Raw genomic sequence first — 23994 nt, forward strand, 5'->3', positions numbered from 1 at the left:
CGTCCCCCGTCGCGTCCACGGACAGCGCAGCCCGTGTTACGTCGCGATTTCCGGTGACAGGCGACGCGTGCAGCGCGCGCTGACGGAGGCCGTGAACCGTCCGTGAGCCGGTGTCGACAGCGCGCACCGCAGCCGCGACCGCGCCTGTAGCGAACTGTCACGAGGGCGCCATGCAGCGCGGCTCCACGCCACGACTGGACACCCCGACTCCGGCGCATGTCCCCGCAACCACTCCGTCGGAGCGCTGGCTCGCCGCGTGCAAGCCAGCTCCGGCATGAGCAAGACGCTAGGAATAGGCGAGGCCACCCAGCCATCGCCCTGCCTGATCGCCCCAGCTGAGGCAGGCTGCCACACCGCGTCGAGCTCGGAGCGCGGGCCGCTCCCGGGGATGCACGTGGGCCCGCAGCTCCGGCTGATCCGCGCGCTCGGCCAAGGCGGGATGGGGAGCGTCTGGCTCGCCGAGCACGTCGCGCTCAGGACCCATGTCGCGGTGAAATTCCTCCGCGACATGTACGTGGACCACCCGCTCGCCGTCGTGCGCCTCCACCGGGAGGCCGAGGCCGCGGCCCGCATCCAGAGCCCGCACGTGGTCCGCGTGTTCGACGTGAGCTTCACCGACCAGGGGGTCCCCTACATCGTGATGGAGCACCTCGACGGGGAGACGCTGCAGGACCTCGTCGAGCGCCGCCGGCGGCTCTCGCTCGAGGAGACCGTCTCCCTCCTGCGCCAGCTCTGCGCCGCGCTGGGCAAGGCGCACGAGGCGGGCATCGTCCACCGCGACATCAAGCCCGAGAACATCTTCCTCGTGGACGGCGAGCCCGAGCCCTTCGTGAAGGTGCTCGACTTCGGCATCGCCAAGAACACCGTCGAGGAGGCCGAGCGGCTCACCGTCACGGGCGCCATCCTGGGGACGCCGCACTTCATGTCGCCGGAGCAGATGGCCGGCGGAGCGCGGGTCGGACCGCACAGCGATCTCTGGGCCCTCGGCGTCGTGGCCTACTTCTGCCTGACCGGGCAGATCCCGTTCGGCGGCCCCACCGTCGCCGCGGTGGCGGTGGCGATCGACCGCGGGCCTCCCCCGCCGCCGTCCCGCCTCGCCCCGGGTGTGCCGCCCGCGATCGACGCCTGGGTCCTCTCGCTGCTCGAGCCCGACCCGGCGCGACGCCCCCGCTGCGCCCGCGCCGTGCTCGAGGCGCTGGACGCCGCCGTCGCCGCCCCGCACGCCCCGCGGCCCGGCCAGACCGAGCCCATGCCGCCGCGCGAGTCCCTCGGCTCGGTCGAAGGCTTCTCGTCCCTCGTGACCACGCTCATGCCGTTCGGACCGCTGGGTGTGATCGCGCCGCGGCAGCGGGCGCGGGGGCGCACCTGGGCCCTGGCGGCGGGCGCCGTCATGGGGCTCAGCACCCTGGCGTGGGCGGGGGCCTCCGGCGTCACCCGGACCGCGCCGGCAGCGCAGACCGCATCGCTCGCCATGGTCGCGGCAGGGACGTCGGACGGCGCCGCCCCCGCCGTCGAGCCCGCGGCCCTGTGCGCGACGCGCGGGCCGCAGCCCGAGGCGCCGGCCGCGGCCCCGGCGCAGCCTGCGGCCAGACCCCAGCCCGAGGCGCCGGCCGCGGCCCCGGCGCAGCTCGCGGCCACGGCCCATGCCGAGGCGCAGGCAGCGGCCCCGGTGCAGCCTGCGGCCACGCCCCACGCCGAGGCGCCAGCATCCCCGGCGCAGGCCGAAGCCAGGGCGCAGGCGATGTCCGGCGCGCCGAGCGCCCCGCAAGCGTCGCGGCCGGCGCCGGCCGCGACGCTGAGCAAGACGGTCGCGACGCGCGCGCGCTGGCGCCGCGATCTCGGATTCTGACAGGGAGCTGACAGGAGAGAGACCATGCGCCCCGGGCCCAGGACCCTGATGCTGATCGCGAGCCTGATCCTCGCAGCGCCGCCGGCGCTCGCCGGTGACGCGGCGGACACCGCCGGCGGCGACACGGACGAGAAGGCGCGGCGCGACGCCCGGGAGCTCGTGTACCAGGGCGACGAGCTCTTCATCCTGAGGAGGTACGCGGAGGCGCTCCGCGCCTACCAGCGCGCCGAGCAGCTCGTCCGCGTGCCCACGACCTCCATCGAGGTGGCGAAGGCGCTCGCGGCGATCGGCCGGCTCAGCGAGGCGCGCGAGATCGCGTCGGCGATCGCCTCGTCGCGCGCGCTCCCCGGGGAACCCTGGCCGTTCATGCAGGCGCGGCGCCGCGCCGAAGCCCTGCGCGACGAGCTCGACGACCGCATCCCCCGGCTGAAGGTGCGGCTCGTGCCGAGCCCCGCCGGCGCCAGGCTGCGGGTCGACGGCCAGGTGGTGAACGCCTCTTCGCAGGGGACCTTGATCGATCCGGGCAACCACTGGGTCGAGGTCGAGGCCGACGGCTACGCCGGCGCGCGGCAACGGGTCTACGTCCCGGAGCGGGAGGTCACGACGCTCGACGTCGCCCTCACGCCGGAGCCCCGCCCGGCCGGCGTCTCGCCGTGGGCCGTCGGCGGGTTCGTGGCGTCGGGCGCCGGGCTGGCGGTGGGGCTCGGCGCGGGCGCGGCCTACCTGAGCGCGAGGGACGATCTCGCCGAGGCGTGCAGGCAGGGCGCCACGGGCTGCTCCGCAGGCGCGCGAGGCGACGCGAACGCCCTGGGCTGGGTCTCGAACGTGGGGTTCGGCCTTGCCATCGCCGGGGCGGCCGTCGGCGGCATCGCCCTCGGCATGGAGCGCTCGAAGGCGCCGGCGTCGAGCGTCACCTGGGCGGTCGGTCCGGGCTACGTCAGCATGCGAGGGACGCTGTGAGGGCGCGCCGTGCTGCCGCCTGCGCGTTCGCGGCGTGGGTCGCCGGGTGTCAGCTCGTCGCCCCGCTGCCCGACGGCGAGGACGGCGCCACCTCGGCCGAGGGCGACGGCATCGACACCGGCGCCGCGGCGGGCGACGCCGGCGATGGGACCCCGGAGAGCTGGACTCCGCCCGCCCAGGAGACCGGCCCGTGCGAGATCGCCGCGTGCTCGACGCACTGCGCCCGGTCGATGGATCTCTGCGAGCTCACGCCGCAGTACCCGTCGGTCGAGGCGTGCTGCACCGTCTGCGAGGCGATGCCGTCGCCCGAGGGGTATGCCGGGTGCCGCGCGGTGGAGGCCGGCGATCCCGCGGGCTGCACCGCGACCGGGCCGCTCGGCCCGGAGGGCGACGCCGCGTGCGTCGGGCGGTGCGAGGCGATGTGCACGCTCTACGCGGCCGTGTGCCCGCTCGAGCTCGCGGACATCGCGGCCTGCGAGTCCCTCTGCGCGGCCTTGCCGGCGCCGCAGGTGTTCGACGCGTGCGGCCCGCTCACGGCCGAGGGGTCGCTCGGGTGCAGCACGCAGCAGATCTACGCCGCGCTCGGCGCGCCCGACAAGAAGGACCGCGACAGGGTGTGTCGCGACATCCTGGAAGGCCGCTGCCCTCCCCCGGCGTGCAAGGGCGGCGACTAGCTCGATCCTGCTTCGCGAACGGCACCGCAAGCGGGGGAGTCTGCGTGCTCTGCGCCGGTGCGTTCGCCTGGGCAGCCGCTCCTGCGGCCCTTGGAGAGAGAGGGGCAGGCGCGGGGGCCGCTCTCGCCCTGAACGGCCGCACGCCGCAGCGCCGGCACGTGGGACGGATGGGCACGCGAGCAGCCAGCGTCCCGCGTCGCCGGCCAAGCAGACGCTACGCTGGAGCGGCGCCCCGGGTGGACGGCATCCCCTGGCAGGCGGCATACTGCCGTCGTGCGCAACCGACGCGAGGTGTGGCGGGATTTCATGGGCCGGTTCGAGCCGAGCGCCGATCCGCGCGACGCCGTCGAGCGCGGCTTCTACGTGCCGCGACCTGGACCATCCATCGCCGAGCAGCTGGCAGCGCGCTTCGAGGTGAAGCCGTCCGCGTCTCACGTGCTCGTCGGCGGCATCGGCTCGGGCAAGACAACGCAGCTCCTCGTGGCGCGCGATAGGCTGACCGCCGCCGGGGACGTGTGCGCAGTCTATATCGACGTGAGCCTGTGGGGGGACCCCAGCCGGATCGACAGCGCAGCTCTCCTTGCAATTGTCAATATCAAGCTGGGTGAGTGGCTCGATCCCGCGCACGTCAGCCCCGACCTGAACAAGCTTCTGGAATCGTACGGGTCGTACATCAACTCCGATGACCCGTGGTTCGATGATTCTATCGATTATTTGTCCCAGGGTCTGCAGCAGCTACGCGACATGATCACACCGCGGTTGCCGCACATGGTCCTGCTCCTTGACGGGCTTGATCGCATGTCCGATCTTGCCAGGTTCGCAGCCATCGTCGAGCGCGCCATCACGAGCATTCGGGCCCTCGGCATCGGCACCATCCTGGTGGGTCCGCTGACCGCTCTTTACGGCGTGCAGAGGGTCACGCTCCAGCGATTCGATCGCGAATGGCACATACCGGCGGTCGACGTCCTGGATGATGCCGCGGGGCGTGAGTTCCTGGTACGGGTGCTCAGCGCACGGGACACGGAGCACCAGATATCGGACCGCGCTGCGGAGCGACTCGCGGTGCTGTCAGGCGGGGTGCTCCGGGATCTCGTCGCCTTGACGCAAGCTGCAGGCGAGGAGGCGTATGTCGACGGCGCCGACGCCATCGAGCTGCACCATGTGAACATCGCCGCGGACGTGTTCGGTCGCAAGCAGATGGTCGGCCTCGACTCGCAACAGCTCGCCGTGCTCCAGTGGGTCCGAGCCAAGGAGAGCTTCGTCCAGACCTCGGAAAAGGACCTCGCCCTGCTCGCGACGAGGCGCGTCCTGGAGTACGCGGCCACCTCCGGCAAGCCCCGCTTCCTCGTTCACCCGACGATCGCGCCGATGCTCGATCAAATTGCGAGGAGCGCATGACGGTCGCGTTGATGCCCATGGGCGCCGCCGAGCTGGCGCTGCGCCTCATGGCGCGGCGCGGCCGGGGGGACTGGGCGGTGCTCGTCGTGGAGCCCGTCCATGATGCGAGCCAAGCTGCCGAGGAGCTGGCGCAAGAAATGGCTGCGCTGGGCGACGCCGACGTCGTGCGCGTCCAGGGCGCGCGTGACGCGCTGGACCTGTGCGAGCGCATCGCTCCAGCGCGAGGCCCGGTCGTCATCTGGGGGCTCGACAGCTGGCAGGCCCCGGAGTGGTCACACCTAGACCATCTGCGCAGCCGGCTCGCCAGAGATGAGCGCACCGCCCTCGTCGTCTCGGCACCGGCGTTCGACGACATCATGCGCCACGCGCCCAACTTTTCGAGCTGGCTGGGCGCGAGCGTCTGGACCTACCGACCCCGCGCCGAGGAGCTGACCGAGGAGGAGCAGGATCGCCGCCTCGCAGCACTGCAGGCGTGGTCGGGGCTGTCGAACGAGGAGGTCATCGCGCGCGCCGAGGCGAGGACGTTGCCGAGCGATCCCGAGTACGCCGAGTGGTTGATGCTGCTCGACCGGGGAGACCTGCTTGAGCGCTGAGCACAGGCCGTACGACCGGGCCGCATCTGCGCAGGCGCTGCAAGCGCACCTGTGCGGACGCGGAGACGGCCTGACGCTGCCCGAGGACCCTGATGCCCTGATTCGAGAGATGAGAGACTGCCTCCTCGACGCGACAGACAAGGGCGACCTCAAGATGAAGCCCCACGAGGTGCTGCAAGCGCTGAAGCGGAAGCGCAGCCCTCTGGGTGACCCGCCCGAGTTCACGGGCATCTACGGCGGCGAAAAGGATCTGAAGCGAACCGGTGAAAAGCCGCACTTCCGCAGGCCCGACGGGGCCTGGTTCTTCTTCACCCTCACCCTGAGGACGCGGAAGGGACAGCCCCTGGAGCTGCTCGCCTATGATTTCGAGCTCAACTTCCCGCAACATTCCTCCGGGGCGGATCGGCTCCCGCGGTTTTTGCGCTTTGATCTGAACCAACCAGGTCACAGGAACGAGTCCAGAGAGCTGCGGGCACACATGCATCCGGGCCACGACGACCTGATCGCCCCGGCGCCGATGTTGAGCCCACTTGAGCTGCTGGATTTGTTCATCACCGGGCTGGTGATCCCCGAGCGGCTCCGGAACGCCTGATTGCCGGCCTCGCGGGACCACCTTGCCGGGAACGCTCAGCCACCCGTCGCCTGGTTGCCGATTATCATCTGGAGCGTCGCCGAAATCTCGAGGAGAGCGGCGTCCGCACCGCTCGTGTTCGCGGCGAGGACCGCCTCGCGGGCGGCCGCTGGCGCGCTCGTGCGGCCGGCGGCGTCGAGCTCGCCGAGATTGTCGGACAAACACGCCGTCGGGGCAGACGAGGGCGGCCGAGCGCGCTTGCCCCCCGGTACCGCCGACAGCCCGAGCAGCCGACCGATCGCCTCGTGAACGACGCGGGCAGCTATCTCATCTCCAAGCGCGACGGCGCGGGTAAGCGTCTCGGCAAGCGAGGCGACGACGGCGGCCCGATGTGTAGGCGACCACCGCAAGCTCCCCGAGCCCGGGGCTTGCCGGTTGGGTCCATACCGTTCCGAACGGGGTGCGATCGGTGGTCTGGTGCCCCGACAATTGCGGCAAAAGCGACGGCTCGTGACGGTTCGGCACGGCAAAATCGTTGCCCAAGGACGAATTTGCGGTGGCGAACCGGGGCGATCCGTCGGTTTCCTGGGGATTCCCGGGGGACCTGACGACGGATCGCACCCGCTCAGAAGGCATGGACCCAGCCCGGGCCCAACCGGCGAGCCTCGGGATCGGAGACCTCCCGCAGACCGATCCGCCGCCGCGCGCCGCCGTGGTTGCCTCGCTCGCCAGCGCCCTCAGCCGCGCCGTCGCCCTCGGAGATCACGTTGCGGCTCGTGTCGTCCACGAGGCAATCGGCCGGCTGCTCGTCGTGCCCGCGGCGTGCGGCGACGGGGGCGGCCCCGCACCGATCGCAGACCTCCCCCACGAGCGGGGTCGGTTCACTCGAAGGTAACGCCGAGCACGCACCAGGCGGGGACAAGGCACGCCTGGTCGCCCTCCATCTCGGCCGTCCGCCTGCTCGAACGAATCGACGCGCCCCAGGCATGACGCCGGCCACAGGCGGAGTCCGGCGCGTCGCGCTGGTCCGCGCAGCACCCGAGCGTTAACGCGTGACGCTCTGCTGCGCTCCGGCGTGCCGAGCGAAGCGAGGTCCGACGCGGCGTCAGCAGCAGCGGCGAGTTCGGCGGCGGCTGCACACGACGGCACCGGGACTACAGGCTCACAATCACAAGCCTGCTCCCTCATGGCTCGCACAGCCGCGCGATGGAGAGCTAGCATCGAGCTTCATGCGAACATCCTCTCACGCTGTGGGTCCTCAAACCGATCCACTTCAGACATAGAAAAACAGTTGATCAAGCGTCAGGAGCAAGCGCAAGCAGAAGATCGGCTCGGCAGCCTGAGCATCAGGCCCAACGCCATGCGCAAACGCATGCCGCGAGGGTGGTAGCACGTTCGACTCAAGATCGAACGCTGCATAGTAGAATGTTTCCAGGTAACGCACGAATGCTTCCGGAAGGTACGCGGTGAATCCCTCAACATCCGCTCTCACCCGCTCAAACAAGTTCGTCCGAAGCGAGCGCGCGGTCGCCTGACCCTTACCGACATGAAGATGCCTAAGGACTCCTTCAACCTTCGGCAGCAGCAGGATTGACGCAGCCATATACTGACCGGTCGCGTAAGCCTGGGCCGCCGCCCTAATAGCTTCCATGTGGGGAGCAAACACGGGCTTGTTTGCCCACTCCTTAATCCAGTTTTGGATGTTACCCGAGAGTACGCGCACGATCTGCGCCTCGATACTAGAGTAATCCCATCCAATTTCGAAATGGCGATATAGATCCATCGCGATCTCGTGAGGCAGGCGCACGAAGGGGAACCACCCGGCACGCGACATCTTGTCCAAGACGTCGGCGCTCATCCTGATACGCTCTCTCAGCAGAAGCGCCGTGTGTAGCGAGCCAAACAGTTTAGGGAGGTTGTGGCGCGCCTCTTCAGGGCCCTCCCCTAGATAGTCTACGAAATCGAAGTAAAAACCTCTTCGCCAGCCATGCTGAAACGTGTATGCGATGGAGCCGCAGTCTGGAAGTTCGATTCCGGGAAAATGCGCCTCTCGCACGTCCGCGATGTCGTCGAGGGCAACTGGATGACCGTTTGCGAGCTCTCCTTTTGCAACGAAGGTTAGCTTTGTCGGAAAGTTAATCCACACCTTAACGTGCGTCCCGTAGACTACGTTAACGAGGCAGTTGTCGATGTCTTCGATTCGTACGCCCCGGGAAAGTACGGTACGACCAAGCAGAGCTACGAAGAGCTGATCAAGATACGTATACAATTCGGGTCCGTCGTCAGAAGTGTAGAAGCCGCGTGGCAGTATCTTGACACTCTGGCCGCCCTCTGGTCCGGACTTCACGTTCTCCATCGCGAACCCGACCGGAACCATGTCGAGTTCGCCCGTGAGCATGACGGGTCGGTGCGCTGGCGTGGGAATGTCGATCGTGATCATCTTGAGCGTCCCTCATAGGGAGGAGGCACGGGATCGTTGTCGCTGTCAAGGCTCGCGTGCGCGACCGCGTATCAGCGCCCTGGTTGGCTTCTCAGCCGCCAACGAGTAGCCGTGCTGCCGCGGTCCGCTCGGCAGCGCGACCGTGGCTGCGCGGACCATTGGTCAGCAACGGCCCGCAGGGCGGGCCCTGTGACCGCCACGGCTCCGTGGTTCAGTCCCTCGTTCGGCAAGGGAGAAGGCATTGGGGCCTGCTACACGAGGCTTCGCAGATGGTCGAACGCCGTCCCGTTGTTCATGTCGTCCGTGGCTGTGTATTTCCCTGCCTTGCGTCGCTCATTTCGGTCGACGGCATCATATGCAAGAATCGCCCGAAAGCCGCTCAGGGCGATCGTACGGCACATCTCGTACTTCTCGCTGAAAACGCGACCATCCTCCTCGATTAGCTTCGCCATCTCATGGAGTGCCACGTTCCGGCTCTTAGCCCATTCTCTGATGTCTTGAATGGGGCCGTAAAACGCGTGCCAATCAGGTGCAGCCGCGGCATTCTCGCCGAGCAACTCCGTGCAAAGTGGCCCGAGCGTATTGAACCGTACCGCCAGGCTCTTCCCTTGAATTTCTCGAACCCACGCCAAGCGGCTCTCCAGCCGCGTCGCCAACAGGCTCTCTACCAGCGTGATTGCCTCGAGGTAGAAGCCGTGCTTAAATGCCTCGGCGGCCTTGTCGGCGGCTGCGCGCAGGAGTGAAAATCGATTGGTTCCGACGTCGTTCTCGCCAGGCCTGGAGATGGCGTGCACCTTCGGCTTGTTTTCTGTCTCGCTCATGTGGGGAGCCCTGTCATTGGCCACGCCATTGTGCCACGTCGGTTGTGAGATCGGAACCCGGTCTGTTGGAGCGGCCGTTCACGCCCGCCGCCACGCTGCGCCTAACGACTGGCTGGTCTGCCGCCGCGCCCAGCGCGGTCAGCAGCAACGGCCTGTTGGGCCCGCCCCTTCGTGTCATGGTGCCAGCCCAGTCAGCCCCTGGGTGGTCGCGAAGAACTCGAAAGTTGAATAGAACATCATCCGCACCATCGGTATACCCTGCTCGTGCTCGACTAATTGGTACCAAAACACCTCGGGATAAGCACCTTGTGCGGGTGCGACTTTTCGACGGAGAAGTTCGTTGAATCCTTCGGATAGCTGCTGGAGCCGCGATAGGATGCCCGCGTACTCGGGGTAGCCGTACGTGTCCTGGTAAAGTCTCGGGCAATGGACTGTGCAGGAGCCAGGCCACCTGCGACCGGTCTCATGAAAGTACAGCGCGCGCGCCGTTTGCTCAACGACACGGAAGATGCGATTGACCTCGTACCTAATAGCAAGGGTATCTCGACCCTCTTCGTTTTGAGCTGGTTTCGCAGTTGAGAAGATTCGCTTCCCGAGGCTTGCCTCGTTGCGCATCATGGCGCGGAGCCGTGTGCCTTGGAAGAGGGTAGACGCCATTTCGCTGCCCTCCGCATTCATCGCGATACAGCAGGCGGCATACTCGTCGTCACCAGACTTGTCCTGGTTATGTACTCGGCAGGACGGCACCTTCACCAATTTGGACCTCCAGCTCGGCGCGCCGGGAGGAAGGTCGCGGGCGTCAGGAAAGAAACATTTGGGCGGGGCGTGCTCTTCGGAGGTCGCGGGCTCTTCGCACGCGTAGCACTTAGGTTGAACTGTCATATCGTCACTCGGTTACTGCGGCGTAGTCCGAAGGTCGGCACAACGTTGCGGTATGTCGCGGCCGAGGTATACCCCGCCCGTCGGCACCAGCGCGGAGTTCCGCGGCTTCTGGGCCTGGTCCGAACCTGTATCCCACGAGACATGGGCTCTTCGCTTGTAATGCTCAGGCACCCCACCAGTCTTTCTTTCTTGCGGCCTTCTCGATGCGAAACTGGTGCATGTGCCCACACTGGTCACAGACCAAAAAACGCCATTCTTGCCCTGAATAATTCGTATTTTCCACGAAGCCTCTCTCCTTGACCAGGTACCGCCCAACCCCGCAAAATGTGCACAGCTGAAGTCCAAGAGGTCGAACGACTCGGTAGTTTGCGGCGATTAGACTCGACGCTGCACGGGCAAGGTGAGCAAGCTCAGTGGCATCTTTGCATCGACCGGCAGGGTCATGCACAATACTTACATCCAGAATGCGGTTCACGTGCTCGAGTGCCTCGTTGCCCGTGCGGTTCACCAGTTCAAAGCCCGGGCTGCGATGCTCCTCACGATCGAAGATGTCGTTTGAAAGCATATTATACAGCAACTTGCCCAGTGAATACACGTCACACCGCGGCGTAATCTTGTCATCCGAAGCGCGCCCGTGGGCCAGTTCCGGCGCCATGTACCAGCGTGCGCCGACCGCCTCCTTCATCTGAGTCTGGCGGTCCGTGTCTTTCATGTGGCAAAGGCCAAAATCTGTCACAATTGGCTCGTCATCAGCCGCGAGAAGAACGTTCTCGGGCTTGATGTCTCGATGGATAATGCCTTTTTGGTGCGCTGCCCCAATTCCGTCGCAAATCTTCGCGAAGATGAGCAGCGTACGAGGCGGATCTTGGGCAATTCGCTCGACATGCTGCTCAAGAGTGCCCCTGCTGTAGTAGTCTGTCACATAAAAGGGCTTATCACCGTCGACGCCATCATCGTGAATCTTGATGATGTTCGGGTGATCGAGAATCCGCAGCGCCTCAACCTCTTGTTTGAATCGAGCGACACGGTTCGGATCTTGCGCCTTCTTCAAGCGCTTCAACGCAAAAGTCGCCGTCTGATCAGCGGCCTGGAGATCGACCACCTCGAAGACATGTGCCTGGCCACCTTCTTGTGCGGCCTTGCCGGTGGAACGCCATCGCTTTCCGAAAGTAGTTGCCATTCTGACCGAGTCCTCCGTGCGCAACACGACATGCCGTGAGAAGATTTACGCTTGCTTGCCCGCCGAACTATCAGTCGATCGATCAACCGAAGCTGCCGGACCAGGTCTGTCTAGATCGCTGCCTTCTGTAACCTCTCCCACGAAAAGTCTCACGGATCGGCTTGGAGCCGCAAGGCTCAAATGCTGTCCAGCCGCCATAGCGGAGATCCGTCTAACGCCGGCGGCGGTCGCCGCCTTTCCGGGGGCCGGGGCGCGGCGGACGCGCACCCGGAGGCGTCGCGCCTGGGTGACACGGCGCGGGCCGCCTCATCGGGAGGCTGCCGGACACATGCCGGTCCGTTCACAACCTCGGATCGAAGGGGCCGTCGAGGGCGCTGCGGACGGCCAGGCCGCCGCGGTTCAGCATGTGCTTCATCGTCGAGAATTGACCCGCCTCCGGTCGCGAAAGCTGGTCCACCCCGGCTGACGGTGGTCGCGTCGAGCGCGCCACCGCCGCGTTCGGTATCGAGCCGGTGGTGAGCGCGCTGGCCGCAACGGGGGGCGAGGTGCAACGCTCGGGGGATGCGTCGCGCGCGGCCGTGCCGGGTCTGCCGGTTATGGTTCCAACCTGCTCCTCGCGTTGGCGATCGGCAGCACGTGTGCTCGTCGCCGTCCTGCCACGTGGCGGGGCGGACGAAGACGCAGGGATCGCGGCCGGAGCGCAATCCGGACTACTTCGTAGCGCGGCGGCTGAAGCAGCGGACGGCGATGGCGTGGCCGCCTGCGCCGCTGCCGGTGCCGCCGCCGCTCGACCGGCTTCCCTGGGACAGCGCGCAAGACGAGTTCGGGCTCCAAGGCGCGGATTTCCCTGGGGTATTCGGCCGAGTCCTGGTGGGCCCCACGCAAGACCAGAGGCAGGCGCAAGTCGTAGATACTTCATGAGAAACGGGGGGACACTCCGGGGGGCCCGAAAAGACCCGAGCCGGGGTGTGCGAGGGTCGGCCTGCGCCGCGGAGCTGCGGCGCTCCGGTCCCCGATGGATCTGGCGTTCCGCCAGCTCGACCGTAAGCGCCCGACGCGTGGGCGCGAGCGTCGCTCGCGGCTCCGGCCGCCAGCGGCGCCGACGCGACCTGAACAACGCGAGCCTCGGCCGGCGACGCGGGTGGAGGCCGCCTCGCCGGGCCCTCTTTCAGGACCGCCTGTGCCCGTGCTGAGTCGTGGGCCGACGCCGCCCCGCGCCCAGCATCGTCGACCCCGGAGAGAGCCGCAAGGGGCCATGCCCATGGCGATGGTCGGGCGCTTACGCTCCAGGCACGACGCCGGCTGTTACCGACCTGGCTAGATGATAGTCCTGGCCCATTTTTCGCTCGCGCTGGTTGATGGCCATCCGGTGCCCGGAGCCCCCGCCGGAGGCTCCGTTCGCCCATCGCCCGCACGGGACGGTTGCCGGGGCGCGGAGTGCGGGTCAAGGGCGGCGTAGCCGCCGCGCCCCCGGCGCGGGCACCCTTGACGCGCCCGAGCACTCCGGCAGCCTCGGCCGCGGGATGGGCCGACCATCACGGCCGTGACCGGGAGCGTTCACCCTCGCGATGGGGCGCCATCAGCGGCGTGACCGGGAGCGTTCACCCTCGCGATGGCCAGCAACCAGCCTGCGCAATCGAGCAGCAACCATCGTGAGCGTCAACACCGGCCAAAGGCGGCGCTCCGACGCGTCGCACCGTCCGGCGCAGCACCCGAGCGTTAACGACTTGGCAATCACCCGTGCGTGCACCCGTCGGCTGCATTGCATCCTTGTGCCGCTCGGCTCACCTGACATTCATTTCTGCCGTCACGACCATACGAGGCCTACTCACTCTGACGACCATGACAGCGTTCGAATCCCTTCCCAGAACCGCAGGGGCAGGAGATACCCGGTGCCATATCTACCCGCAGTTCGTTCTCCAGCGCGACATCCTTCGTGGTCTGCTTTCCCGCACCCGACTGATTTGGTTGCTCGGCTTCTGCGGCCGCAGCGATCTTCTTGGCGACCCCGTCTGCGAGCGTACGGGCTTTCTGGTAGCCTTCTCGCAGCACCTCGTCCTGATACTGCGCAAAGACCTCGTCAAGCTCATTAGACAAGACTCGAAAGCGATCCTGGAGTGCCATAAGCGTCGCATCTTCGGTCGTACCAGATGCGCGAAGAGCGTCAACTTCATCGCCCAAGCGACCGATGTCGCGCAACACCGAGCGAAGGTCTGCCCCGAAGTCCATTAGGTATGCTCCGAACGGTGGACGATCGGTGCGACGTGCATCGTAAAGATGCGGTAGCGAATTCAAGATTCCGCCAATAAAGCCGATGACCTCCGAGAACTCGTACCGCTCAGGCCACGCTCGGAAGGTCTCACCGTCCAACCACCAGTAGCCGCGGCCGACTACGCAGAACGCGGAAAGGCGAGGACGTTCTTGAACCAGAAGTTCGGCATATCTGCCAATCTCACTCTTGCCGCCAAGAGTGAGATCCGTATCGAGCGCGAACACCGACGCGCATGGGCGAGGCCCAGTGTTGACCATATTGCCGCCCTTGTCGTGGATCATGAGCGAGGCGAGCGCTTTTGCAGCCTGATGAGAAGAGAGCAACTCCTGCCGGGAAAGCACACTTTTTACTTCGATCGTGTGCAAGACAGACTCGATCGGAAAAATGCCGAGCTCGGGATCGAAAAGGGCAGGAGGAAGAGTTGATCGATCGTACAAGACGATGTCTTGTTGAGTAGAGACCTCACCAGCCGCACCCACAACAAAACCTGTCCCAACACCCAAGTCACTGGGGAGCAATGGACGAAACATCGAGCGGAGAAGAATTTCGCGAATGCGGCCCTTTTCACCCGAGTGCTGTAACGGGCTGACGGTGCGGCACGCGGCGATAGCTCGCTCAACGTGCGACAAGTATACTTGATGGTAAGGACCCTTGCGTTGTTTTGCGAACTCGGTGACCATCACGTCTCACGCTTCAGTGTGAAGTTTGCTTCGGCAGCAGACGTCCGGTTGCCGTACTCTCGCTTCATCAATCGGCGGCCCAACGACCTGCGGGTGAGCCCCGAAGCCAGGCGAGGGGATCCTTGCGATGCGCCACGTGCCAACGGTTCCCCGGAAGGGTCCGGTCTTCCAGGCGGGATTCGTCGGCTCCACTCGCTTACTGAACAGTTCTTCATGGAGCAGCGTCCTCTCGCGACTCGTTCAAGTGGTAATCGGTGTCCCCGATCTTGAAATGCGTCCCAAGGGCAAAAATCGTCTCATATGCATTCGTTATCGCTTGCTCGGTATTTTCGCGAGTTGGCCGAAGTGCATCTTTGTGCACAACCTTATTGCGGAGCTGGGCGATCTCTGCCTCAACAACGCGTAGCAATAATTTGCTCCGATTCAGATTGGCAATAGACTCTACCTCTCGACGCAGGACTGCGCCCGGCTTCTTGGGCAGTCCGGCGATGTAGCCTGCCGCCGCCGCGCGACTAGTCAACTTATGTCTATCGAGCGCGACGCGGAGGAATAGGCGGCGCATATCTTCGAACGCGTGCCGCTGCGTTTTCTTGATGAGCAATTGAGCATGATCATTAAGCCATTGTATCTCATCGACCGAAAAATCAATGTCGCGGAGGTTTGGCCGGAACAGAAGTTCCACGCGCAGAAAGTGAGCAAAGAAAAACTCGTACGCGGTAGCCGCACTCAAAACGGCCTGAATGTACCGCTTCTCGCGGAAGAACGACCAGCTGTCCAAAAGAAGCATCTCGTGGCCAGGGTTGATCAAGTCCCCCACGACATAGAAGAATGCGCCACACTCACCGTTGAGACATATGACGCGGTAATTGGAGATTGCGCGAAAATGCCCGATATCGCTGGCTCGATTGTAGACATTGTGCTGCTTACATGACGGACAAATTGCGGAGATGTTCTCGTACGTCGGCTTGATATCCGCGGCTCTTATATCTTGAGTCATTGTGATCTCCGGCCATTGAATCCGCCGCTGCCTGTCCAACGCGGTCTTCTGCTGCGGGTGTACTACGGCGCGCCCGCCAGCAGCAAAACCTTGTTAGATTCCATGGCGTTATCATCCTGCCTCATGACGCTTGAATTCGTCGACCGATGCCAGAACTGCTTCTTCTACTACATCGCAAATGAGCGCGGTCTCTGCGAGATAGCCAGTGACAGTTGGCCTCTGGTCCGGAGCTGTATAAATTCCGGCGAGGTCACAGACCCGTTTGACGCGAGCTTTGGTGGGTGGATGAGAAGCTACGGTGGACGTCTTGGGTATCGGCGCGCCTCCCACTCGCTCACGAACGAGCTCACATAGCTCCACCGATCGAAAAAAGAGCAACGTCGCGGCCCCGCAGAAGGCGGACCAGTTATTATGCTTGTTGCCGTATGCCCTGCACAACAGATATCCTATGGCGTCTGCGAAGTGCTCCTCCGCTGTGCTGCGCTCGTCTTCTGGCACATCACCAATGTGACCGGTGCCCTCCTCCAGAAAGAAGTGGCCGTACTCATGTCCTACTGCGAACACCTCCATGGCCGTGAGCAACTCCATGCGGAGCGCACTCCGCTGCATCAGTGGGCCGTACCCAACCAACGTGCTATTGGCTGCGTAGTACAGCGTCATCGTGAGGGGGAGCAGCACAAGATGCGGATTCGCCATGAGGGCGGATCTGACCTTTGGGCGGTCCATCTGTACCGTACCGTGCGCTTCCGAGAGACAGTTGAATGTCTCCGACCACATCTTGCTCCAGTAGTTACAGAACGAGTACGTTCCCAACCCGGCGAACAGATGGTGCACGTCTGAGGAAGGAAGCGCCAGAGGTGTTATGTCGAGAGCTGTCGATGCGGCCAGAACAACTGGGCGATTCAGCTTGACGTCCCACGCACCGCAGGCCTCATCGACGAGCTTGAGGACGCCGCTGAAGATCGCGTTTGCTTCGAATGTATCGTACTTTGTTTTGGGGACATAGCTGGCCATCTCCGCTTCAAACTCGCGGACAAGACTCTTGTAATGCTGAGGTGCCTCACGGCGGGCCATCTCCTCCCGAATAGTGCGAGACTGTTCGAGCCACTTCAGGGCGAATGAGTGATCGAACCGATGCTCTGTACCCTCGGTCATCATCCCTTTCTGGAAGTACTCGATGTACCGCTTGGCGTCGTCCTCGCTCATGCGTTTCCTCTGGGGGTGAACCTAACGCCGTGCCGGTCATCCGCGACGCGTCTTGCCGCGCGGAGCGCGGCAAGACGCGTCGCGGATGCAGCGGTTTGATGGGAAGTACAGTTCCGCAGCGTCACTGTGCCCACCTTCGCGGGTTCCGCCTTCGCGGGCTCCACCCACAACAACTTCATTGCTGTAGCAATAGCGATGAAGCACGCCAACCAGAGAACCGCAGGTCCGGATGAGCCCTTGAACTTAAAGCTAAGACCCTCGAACTCCAAAGGACCGGACGTAGACTCCAGGATGGTAACGACGGCGAATGCTGCAAGACAGGCGAAAGGGAGCCCTATCGTGGCTGCGAAGTTCCTTTTTGCGATCTCGACCAGCCAAGGCGAACTCAGCATCGACAAGCCCGCGCCGAGGAGAAACACAATCGCCATCAGCGTAGTGCCAAGCCAGACGGACCATGTGATCAAGCGCTTCAAAGTTCGGGAAGCGCTATCTATCATGTCATTTTCAATAGTCGAAGGTTGGGCATTGCTGCCGGAACTACCGCTTCGTTCCTGCTCCCTCCGACCGTCCGCGGTCGCCGCTGCCTTTTCACCATTGTTGTTGTTGTTCGCGCTTACGTCCATCCTGAAATCCTCTGCGGTCCTTTGGGAAAGACAACACTGAAACTACTGCCAGAACAGGGGCGTCATCAACGCCGGCGCCAACATCCTGCGTGAGCGTACCGTCATCTGCTGCACCAGCCGTTCGCTTATTCTGCGCTCAACATCGCGCGAGCGCGCCCTGCCGCTTAACTATCAGTCGATTGTTCAATCGAAGCCGCCGGACCAGGTCCGTCTAGATCGTCTTTGTGACATCCCCTACAAAATCTCATGGATCGGCTCTGCGCCTCAAGGCTCAAATGCTGTCCAGCGCCATAAGGTAGATCCGTCTAACACCGGCGGCAATCGCCGCCTTTCCGGGGGACCGGGGGCGCCTGGAGGGGGCGCGGCAGACGCGCCGCCGGGGGCGTCGCGCCGCGTCGCGCCTGGGTGACACCGCGGGCCGCCTCATCGGAGGCTGCCGGACACATACCGGTCCCTTCACAACCTCGCACCGAAAGGGCCGTCGAGGGGGCTGCGGACGGCCAGGTCGTCGCGGCGCAGCACGTGCTTCATCGTCGAGAGTTGAGCCGCCTCTGGTCGCGAAACTGGTCCATTCCTCCGGCTGACGGTGGTCGCACCGAGCGCGCCGCCAGCGCGTTCGAGATCGAGCCGGTGGTGAGTGCGCGGGCCGCGACGGGGGCGAGGCGCGACGCTCGGGGGATGCATCGAGGCCGTGCCGAGTCTGCCGTCGGTGGTTCCAGCCTGATCCTCCCGTTGGTGATCGGCAGCACTTGTGGTCGTCACGGTCGTGCCACGTGGCGGGGCGGAAGACGACGCAGGGGTCGTGGCCGGAGCGCAACCCGGACTACTTCTCCGGGCGGCGGCTGAAACTGCGGACGGTGATGGCGTTGCCGCCGCCTGCGTCGCTGCGGGTGCCGCCGCCGCTCGAGGCACTTTCGCAGGGACATCGCGCAAGACGAGTTCGGGGTCCAAGGCGCGGATTTCCTTGGGCTATTCGGCCGAGTCCCGGTCGGCGCCGCGCGAAACCAGAGGCAGGCGCAGGTCATGGATACTTGAGAAACGGGCGGACACCCCGAAGGGTTGCCGAACAGACCCGAGCCGAGATGTGCCAGGGTCGGCCTGCGCCGCGGAGCAGCGGCTCTTCGGTGCCCGATGGATCTAGAGTTCCACCAGTTCGACCTTCGCAACGAAGAGCTTCGCAGCCGCAGCCCGGCGCAGGAGCGGCGCCCGTTTTCGTCGCACGCCGAGGTTGGACACCAGGCGCCCATCATCGTCGTGAGCCCGGCCTTGTCCGAGCGGCCCGTGGTGATCGACGGCTACAAGCGGGTGCGGCTGCTTCGTCCCCTGGGGCAGCACACGGTGCGGGCAACGGCATGGGCTCTTGGCGCGGCGGATGCGCTGTTGCTCGAGCGGATGCTGCGCGCGGGCGACGCGGACAACGCGCTCGATCTGGGCTGGTTTTTGCGCGAGCTGCGGGAGCGATTCGGCTGCAGCGGCGAGGAACTGAGCAAGCGATTCGGCCGGATGCCGAGCTGGGTGAGCCGGCGTCTACCGCTGGTCGCGGAGCTGCCCGAGGCGGTGCAGGCGCACGTGCGCGCGGACACGCTCGGAGCGCACGCGGCCATGAAATGCCTGGTGACCTTGGCGCGTGCCAACCGCGCGTGCGGCGAGCGGCTCGCGGACGCGGTGGCGCCGCTGCGGCTGACGACGCGGCAGATAGCGATCGTGCACGCGGCGTGGCTCGGCGCGAATGCCGAATGAATAGGGTCACGGCACGCGGACGATCGTGCGAGCGCTCGGGATCTCGCGCGGCCCGGTCAAGGAGGTGCTCGCGGCGGGCACCGCGGACGTGCCCGAGATCGCGCGCGCCTAGAAGGCCGAGCCGTACCGCGAGCAGCTCCTGGAGCTCGTGCCGCGGTGCAAGAACAACCTCGCCCGCGTGCACGAGGAGCACGTCGCCGCCGGCGCGAAGCTCTCGACGCACGAGTGACCGCGCCGAGCACCGACCGCCGCGCAGCGAAAAGGTCTTCGCGCGCGACCCGCCGTCGCCAGAGGAGCGCGAGCTTTCGCGCGGCGTCGATGAGGTGATCGCGTATGTCGCGCTGCTCAAGCGGCGCGGCCGGTCGCTGCGCACGCTGCGCAGGCTGGCGGTCATGATGCGTGACTACTCGTGCGAGCCGCTGCTCGCCGCGGTGCGGATCGCGACGCACTACGGGCTCGACGACATGGACCGGATCGAGAGCCTGCTGCTGCCCCGTGTCGCCGGCGACTTCTTCCCCCTGCCGCCCGAGGCCGAACGAGCTCGGCTCGGGGGCGCTCCAGCCGAGCTCGACGCCTATTCTTCGCCCACAAGCGCGAGGATCTTGTCGCGCAGCTCTCCCTTGACCTGCTGCCGGTTCAGGTCGTCCTTGTAACCGGTCGCAACAGGTGACACCTTGATGACCCTTTGATCATCATGAGAGCGCCGATGGTTCGCTCGGCCTCATGGTCGTCCAAGTCGCGCCGGAAGTGCACAACCAGGCCTTTGATGCTCATTGCGACCCCACTCTCCGGGCGAAGTTCTCCATGGCTACCCGAAGCCCGATGATGTCGCGCAGCGCACCCATGGCCTTTGTGCGTCGCTTGTAGAGCGTAGAGAGAGGTAGCGCCGCGTCTTCTGCCACCTGGGCCATCGGGATCCCTTCCAGATCGTGTGCCACGAGAACAAAGCGCAGCTGCGGATCGAGCTCGTTCACCGCACCGACGACGTCCGATCTGATGCTGTCGGATTCCATCGCAGCAGCGGCATCCGGTGCTGGATCGGCTACATCGATGAAATCGACTAGCTCCTCCCTACGGTGCTGCATACGCTTGTGATAGTGCGAGGCAACGTGTACGGTGATCGCGTTCAACCAGCGTTCCGGCCTGCCACGCTTCGGGTCGAACCTGGGCCAGCTCTCCCAGGCGTTGAGCCAGACTTGGCCTGCGACGTCGGTACGATGGCCCGGTGGGACCCCCAGCCTCCCCAGCCAGCGCAGCACGGCGCGTACCACCGCCGGGCAAAACAGGCGCGCGCACGCGGCGGCGCGCTCGTCTTCATTCGACGGACGACCCATGGCTTCACCGTCCCCCGCGGGCATTCGCCCGTAATCTGATGATGCCGCGTCTCCGGACACATGCGGCACCGGCTCGAGGACTTCCCCGTAGGCGTCCGCTACCAAAGGAAGACGTCAGCCGTAGCTGCTCAGTTCCCGTAGCGGAGGCATGCTTGCCAGCAGGCTCCTGATGGCGTGTAGTTGCGAAGCGCGGCGGCGCTCATCCATGGCTCCCTACGCCCGGCAGTGTCGTGTTCAGCGGGGAGCGCTCTGCGTCCTCCCAGTCGGACGCGTTGGCGGAGCTCGTCCCCCCTTCGTCACGCTGTAGCGGGAAGCTCGTCAGCGAGGCGGCGCGCTCGGCGAGCTCCGCCCCCGTGGCGGCGCGGACAGGGAGCGGCGACCGAAGCCGCGGCAGCGGAGGCGGCGGGAGCTTCGCCCGCGGGCTCCTGGCCGCAAGCTCGGGAGACGGCACCACGGGCGGAGGAACGTCGAGCGCGCGGGGAGGTATCGTCGGCGGAGTCGGTGGCGCGGAGCTCGGCGCGGGTGACGACACCGGACGCGCCGAGCTCTCGCGCTTGGTGACGGGCTCGCCGACCTGGATCACCACGGTCTCCTCGGCGTCCGTCCGGTGGTCGTCGTGCAGCTGCCAGAGGCGCTCCCAGTACCGCGCCGGCGTGCCGGTGAAGGCCTCCAACTGCCGAGCAAGACCGGGCGTCATAGGAAGCTCGCTCCTCAGCAGCTGCTCCACCTCCCGCGGGTCCAACCCGGTGCTCTCGGCCAGCTTCCTCCTCCACGAAGGCATCGTCGCGCAGAACGACTCGAGGATCCTTCCTGGCCAGGGGACCGGGCGCGCGTGGACCTCTGTCAGCTCTGCGAGCGCCGCGTCGACGTGACAGTCCAGAAGGCGCCGGTATCGGTCCCGCTCGTCCGCGACCTGCTCCGTCGCATCGGTCAGGGCGGCCTCCTCGTCATCATGCGCGTGCTCGCGCGCCTCGCGAAGCCCGCGCTCTCGTCCCAGCGCTTCGCGCGCGGTGACCGCGAAGCCGATCGCGACGCACGCGATCATCGCGAGCCCGAGCGGCGACACGAGCCACATCGCACCCAGCATGTCTTCCATCATATTTCGCCTCCTGGACGTGAGCGTTCTTGTCCGACACAAGACGGATCTCGGCATTGCGCTGCGCGAAAGCAGCACCGTTGTCCCCGCCTGCCTGGCTGTTGATGGGTGGCCGACGATTCAGCGAAGCTGCCTGAGCAGCTCTTCGCGCTCCGCGGCGAGCCGCCCTCGCGGGAACTGTCGCGCGTGGGCCTCGAGCAGCCGGCGAGCCTCGACGTCGGCCATGACGTCGTTGGCTTCGATCGCCCTCCGAGCCTGGTTGACCAGGCTCCTCTCGATCTCGCTGACAGTCCTTCGAACGGGGCTCGCCGGAGGCGCGGCCCGGGGACTTGTCGTGTTCGAGTTCGAGGGAGCGGGCGTGCCGGTCGCCATCGCCTCGCCGTGCGCGCTTCCGTGTTCCGTCGGCGACGAGATCTCGTGCGCTGTTGCCGCTGTGGGCACCGCGACGTCGCGACCGCCGTCTCCGCTGGCGGGCCCCGCGGCGCTGTGGGCACCATCTCGCACGGGGCGCGCCACGGCGTCCTGCGCCGCGGGCGCGGTGGCAGGGGCGTGGACCGCCGCCGCCCTGATCCTCGATTCCAGGCCGGGCAAGGGCGGCACCGCGGAGACGAGCGCGCCCGTCAGCAGGACGAGCGCGGCCTGAACGAGGATCCTCATGCCCAAACGGCGCAGGGAGGCCACCCACGACGCGCGGCGGCCGAACCCCAACGCGACCGGCACGCAGGCGCTGTCGTCCCATCCATGAGAGCGCTGCCGCGCCCGCCGCCGTCCGCCCTGCACCTCGAGTTCCTCGAGCGCCCGCCGGTGTCGCGTCTTCACCGTGTCGAGCGGGATCCCCTGCTCGGCGGCGATCTGCGCGAGCGGGATGTCCTCGAGGTCGTGCTTGATCACGAGATCCCGGTACTTGGGCTCGAGTTGGTCGATCAGCTCCCGGGCGAGCTTTTCCCGCTGCCGTCTCCTGAGCAACTCTTCCGGCGTGAGGCACTCATCTCGGATCTCGCACTCATCGAATGACGTCAGCACCTCGCCGCGGCAGCGCGCGTCACGGACGTGATTGCGCGCATGGTTGACGGCGATCGTGACGCGGTAGGGCCCCGGGTCGCCGCCCGGTTCGATCCGCTTGTCGGCGTCCAACCCCCGCAGCAGCGCTTCCTGGGCGACGTCCTCGGCGTCTCGCGCCGGGACACCGTGGCGCCTGGCCAGGCGCCGGAAGAGCTCGAAGCCGAGGGAGACGGTCGCTGGCTTGGCCACGGTAAGCAGCACACCTGAGGCGGCCCAAAGGGTTCAGAAAATTGAGTGGAGGAGCAACTTCGGTCGGATAGTGTGCCCATTTGTGGCTGCATGGACCACATCCGGCCGGGCCTGGCGGATGGACGAACGCATTCCGTCATCCGACCGCCAATTCTCGCCAAAACCGCCGAGACGTGGCGGTTTCCTGCCGGTTGACGCCGAGCAGTCGGCGTCAGTACCGTCGCTGGATGCGTTCCACTGCGCATTCGCTCTCGATTCTTCTCATGCTCGGGGCTGCAACAGGCTTCCCGAACTCGTCCAGCGCGGACGATATCCATCCGAAGGCGGGACCGAGCGACGGGTCGACGGTGAAAGAGCATGTTCGCCGTGGTCGCAGAGCGCGCAAGGCCGGGCTGTGGATCGAGGCATATGCTGCCTACAAGGCGGCTTTCGAGGCCGCAGACGCGGCGACCAGCACCGAGGTGGAGCGCGCGGAGCTCGCGGGCGAGCTCGGCCTTTGCGAGCTTGCGCTGCACAAGTACCGTGATGCGGCCGAGCACCTGGCCAGGAGCCTCGAACAGCGCGAAGCGTTGCCAGAAGCGCTCCAGCAGCGATTCGAGGCAGGGCAGCGCAACGCAGCGCCGCACGTCGCGCGGCTCGTGCTCGGCGTCGATCCGCCCGACGCCGAGGTGCTCATCGACGGCAAGCGCATCGCCAGGACCGCGCGGACCTACACGCTGTTCTTCGAGCCGGGCCAACACATGGTGCGGGGCCGTGCACCGGGCTGCAAGGACGCGCTTCATTCCTTGCGCGCCGTGGCAGGCGCGGAGCACGAGTTCACGATGCCGCTGCTGTGTGCGGCGGCGAGCGGCACCAAGGAGGCGAGTGGCGCCAACGGGACCGCAACCGCGACGCCGACCCCCGTGCGCGCTTTGCCCGCTCCGCGCGCGCAGGCCCTCAGCCCGTGGGCTTCCTGGCCGGGGACGCTGCGTGTCGTGGGAATCACGCTCGCGACGGGCACCGTATCGACAGGCGCCATCCTCATGATCAGCGCCAGCAAGCTCGACCAGGATATGAGCGCTCGGCGTGACCAGCTCAAGAGCGACCCAAGCTCGAGCTCGTCCATGTGCTGGCAAGCGCCAGAGCGCTCGCCCTGCGGCGAGCTGCGGCGCCTGCGCGACGCGCGCAACCTGTCCGACCGGGTGGGTACGGCCCTCGTCATCACCGGCGGTGTGATCGGCGCGGCCACCGCCGCGTCCTTCTTCTTCACCGACTTCTCCTTCCTGGGGCGCACGCCAGCGCAGGATCGGGTCAATGTATCGCCCGTCGTGACCGGGCACGAGACGGGCGTGAGGATCGAGGGGGTGTGGTGACCATGCCGGGTACCGAGGGGATGCGGCAACGGGAAAACCGAAGAGCGTTGGCCGCCGCCGTTGCTGTCGTGGTCT

General features: G+C 66.1%; 22 protein-coding genes. 9 read left to right on the forward strand and 13 right to left on the reverse strand.

The genetic code is table 11. The annotated features are described in order from the left end of the window. Positions 1-274: 274 nt before the first annotated feature. From WME90_RS33110 to WME90_RS33135, 6 genes are all read left to right on the forward strand, one after another. Complete coding sequence (locus tag WME90_RS33110) at positions 275-1849, forward strand: serine/threonine-protein kinase (RefSeq protein WP_437276038.1); 1575 nt, start codon at positions 275-277, stop codon at positions 1847-1849. A gap of 24 nt (positions 1850-1873) precedes the next feature. After that, positions 1874-2809 carry a PEGA domain-containing protein gene (locus tag WME90_RS33115; RefSeq protein WP_437276039.1) on the forward strand — a complete coding sequence of 312 codons (936 nt, stop codon included), beginning with the start codon at positions 1874-1876 and terminating at the stop codon, positions 2807-2809. Next, positions 2806-3483 (forward strand): hypothetical protein, encoded by a 678-nt coding sequence (locus WME90_RS33120; RefSeq protein ID WP_437276040.1) that lies wholly within the window; start codon positions 2806-2808, stop codon positions 3481-3483. The genes WME90_RS33115 and WME90_RS33120 overlap by 4 nt, the downstream gene beginning before the upstream one ends. 414 nt (positions 3484-3897) lie before the next feature. Beyond that, positions 3898-4881: a hypothetical protein gene (locus tag WME90_RS33125; RefSeq protein ID WP_437276041.1), complete on the forward strand. Its 984-nt coding sequence runs from the start codon at positions 3898-3900 to the stop codon at positions 4879-4881. Then, the gene (locus tag WME90_RS33130; RefSeq protein WP_437276042.1) at positions 4878-5474 is read left to right on the forward strand and encodes a hypothetical protein; all 597 of its coding nucleotides are present in this window, start codon (positions 4878-4880) and stop codon (positions 5472-5474) included. The genes WME90_RS33125 and WME90_RS33130 overlap by 4 nt, the downstream gene beginning before the upstream one ends. Continuing rightward, positions 5464-6066: a hypothetical protein gene (locus WME90_RS33135; RefSeq protein WP_437276043.1), complete on the forward strand. Its 603-nt coding sequence runs from the start codon at positions 5464-5466 to the stop codon at positions 6064-6066. The genes WME90_RS33130 and WME90_RS33135 overlap by 11 nt, the downstream gene beginning before the upstream one ends. Positions 6067-6101: 35 nt before the next feature. Here WME90_RS33135 and WME90_RS33140 read toward each other — a convergent pair whose 3' ends face one another. The 10 genes from WME90_RS33140 to WME90_RS33185 form a co-directional block, all read right to left on the reverse strand. Next, the gene (locus tag WME90_RS33140; protein ID WP_437276044.1) at positions 6102-6266 is read right to left on the reverse strand and encodes a hypothetical protein; all 165 of its coding nucleotides are present in this window, start codon (positions 6264-6266) and stop codon (positions 6102-6104) included. Between the two features lie 404 nt (positions 6267-6670). Next, positions 6671-6913, reverse strand: a complete 243-nt coding sequence (locus WME90_RS33145) for a hypothetical protein (protein ID WP_437276045.1) — start codon at positions 6911-6913, stop codon at positions 6671-6673. Between the two features lie 405 nt (positions 6914-7318). Further along, a complete protein-coding gene (locus tag WME90_RS33150) occupies positions 7319-8485 on the reverse strand; it encodes a hypothetical protein (RefSeq protein WP_437276046.1) in 1167 nt (388 codons plus the stop codon). A gap of 251 nt (positions 8486-8736) precedes the next feature. After that, a complete protein-coding gene (locus WME90_RS33155) occupies positions 8737-9306 on the reverse strand; it encodes a hypothetical protein (protein WP_437276047.1) in 570 nt (189 codons plus the stop codon). A 174-nt stretch (positions 9307-9480) separates the two neighbouring features. Continuing rightward, complete coding sequence (locus tag WME90_RS33160) at positions 9481-10059, reverse strand: hypothetical protein (protein WP_437276048.1); 579 nt, start codon at positions 10057-10059, stop codon at positions 9481-9483. A 292-nt stretch (positions 10060-10351) separates the two neighbouring features. Continuing rightward, the gene (locus WME90_RS33165; RefSeq protein WP_437276049.1) at positions 10352-11368 is read right to left on the reverse strand and encodes a serine/threonine protein kinase; all 1017 of its coding nucleotides are present in this window, start codon (positions 11366-11368) and stop codon (positions 10352-10354) included. A 1824-nt stretch (positions 11369-13192) separates the two neighbouring features. Beyond that, positions 13193-14320 carry a DUF6602 domain-containing protein gene (locus WME90_RS33170; RefSeq protein ID WP_437283689.1) on the reverse strand — a complete coding sequence of 376 codons (1128 nt, stop codon included), beginning with the start codon at positions 14318-14320 and terminating at the stop codon, positions 13193-13195. 211 nt (positions 14321-14531) lie between these two features. Next, complete coding sequence (locus WME90_RS33175; RefSeq protein ID WP_437276050.1) at positions 14532-15317, reverse strand: hypothetical protein; 786 nt, start codon at positions 15315-15317, stop codon at positions 14532-14534. Positions 15318-15428: 111 nt separating this feature from the next. Continuing rightward, positions 15429-16523: a hypothetical protein gene (locus WME90_RS33180; protein WP_437276051.1), complete on the reverse strand. Its 1095-nt coding sequence runs from the start codon at positions 16521-16523 to the stop codon at positions 15429-15431. Beyond that, positions 16520-17146, reverse strand: a complete 627-nt coding sequence (locus tag WME90_RS33185; protein WP_437276052.1) for a hypothetical protein — start codon at positions 17144-17146, stop codon at positions 16520-16522. Before WME90_RS33185 ends, WME90_RS33180 begins: the two co-directional genes overlap by 4 nt. A 1131-nt stretch (positions 17147-18277) precedes the next feature. On the opposite strand from WME90_RS33185, the gene WME90_RS33190 reads away from it, so the two are divergent. Both WME90_RS33190 and WME90_RS33195 read left to right on the forward strand, forming a co-directional pair. Beyond that, positions 18278-18886: a ParB/RepB/Spo0J family partition protein gene (locus tag WME90_RS33190; protein WP_437276053.1), complete on the forward strand. Its 609-nt coding sequence runs from the start codon at positions 18278-18280 to the stop codon at positions 18884-18886. Between the two features lie 323 nt (positions 18887-19209). Next, a complete protein-coding gene (locus WME90_RS33195) occupies positions 19210-19539 on the forward strand; it encodes a hypothetical protein (RefSeq protein ID WP_437276054.1) in 330 nt (109 codons plus the stop codon). A 117-nt stretch (positions 19540-19656) separates the two neighbouring features. On the opposite strand, the gene WME90_RS33200 is transcribed toward WME90_RS33195, so the two are convergent. The 3 genes from WME90_RS33200 to WME90_RS33210 form a co-directional block, all read right to left on the reverse strand. Continuing rightward, complete coding sequence (locus WME90_RS33200) at positions 19657-20220, reverse strand: sigma-70 family RNA polymerase sigma factor (protein ID WP_437276055.1); 564 nt, start codon at positions 20218-20220, stop codon at positions 19657-19659. A 199-nt stretch (positions 20221-20419) separates the two neighbouring features. Then, a complete protein-coding gene (locus WME90_RS33205) occupies positions 20420-21316 on the reverse strand; it encodes a helix-turn-helix transcriptional regulator (RefSeq protein ID WP_437283690.1) in 897 nt (298 codons plus the stop codon). 120 nt (positions 21317-21436) lie between these two features. Further along, positions 21437-22567: an RNA polymerase sigma factor gene (locus tag WME90_RS33210; RefSeq protein WP_437276056.1), complete on the reverse strand. Its 1131-nt coding sequence runs from the start codon at positions 22565-22567 to the stop codon at positions 21437-21439. Positions 22568-22914: 347 nt separating this feature from the next. Between WME90_RS33210 and WME90_RS33215 the strand changes: the two genes are divergently transcribed. Then, positions 22915-23919: a hypothetical protein gene (locus WME90_RS33215; protein ID WP_437283691.1), complete on the forward strand. Its 1005-nt coding sequence runs from the start codon at positions 22915-22917 to the stop codon at positions 23917-23919. Positions 23920-23994 lie beyond the last annotated feature (75 nt).

This window comes from Sorangium sp. So ce375 (assembly GCF_051473855.1).
GTDB lineage: Bacteria > Myxococcota_A > Polyangia > Polyangiales > Polyangiaceae > Sorangium.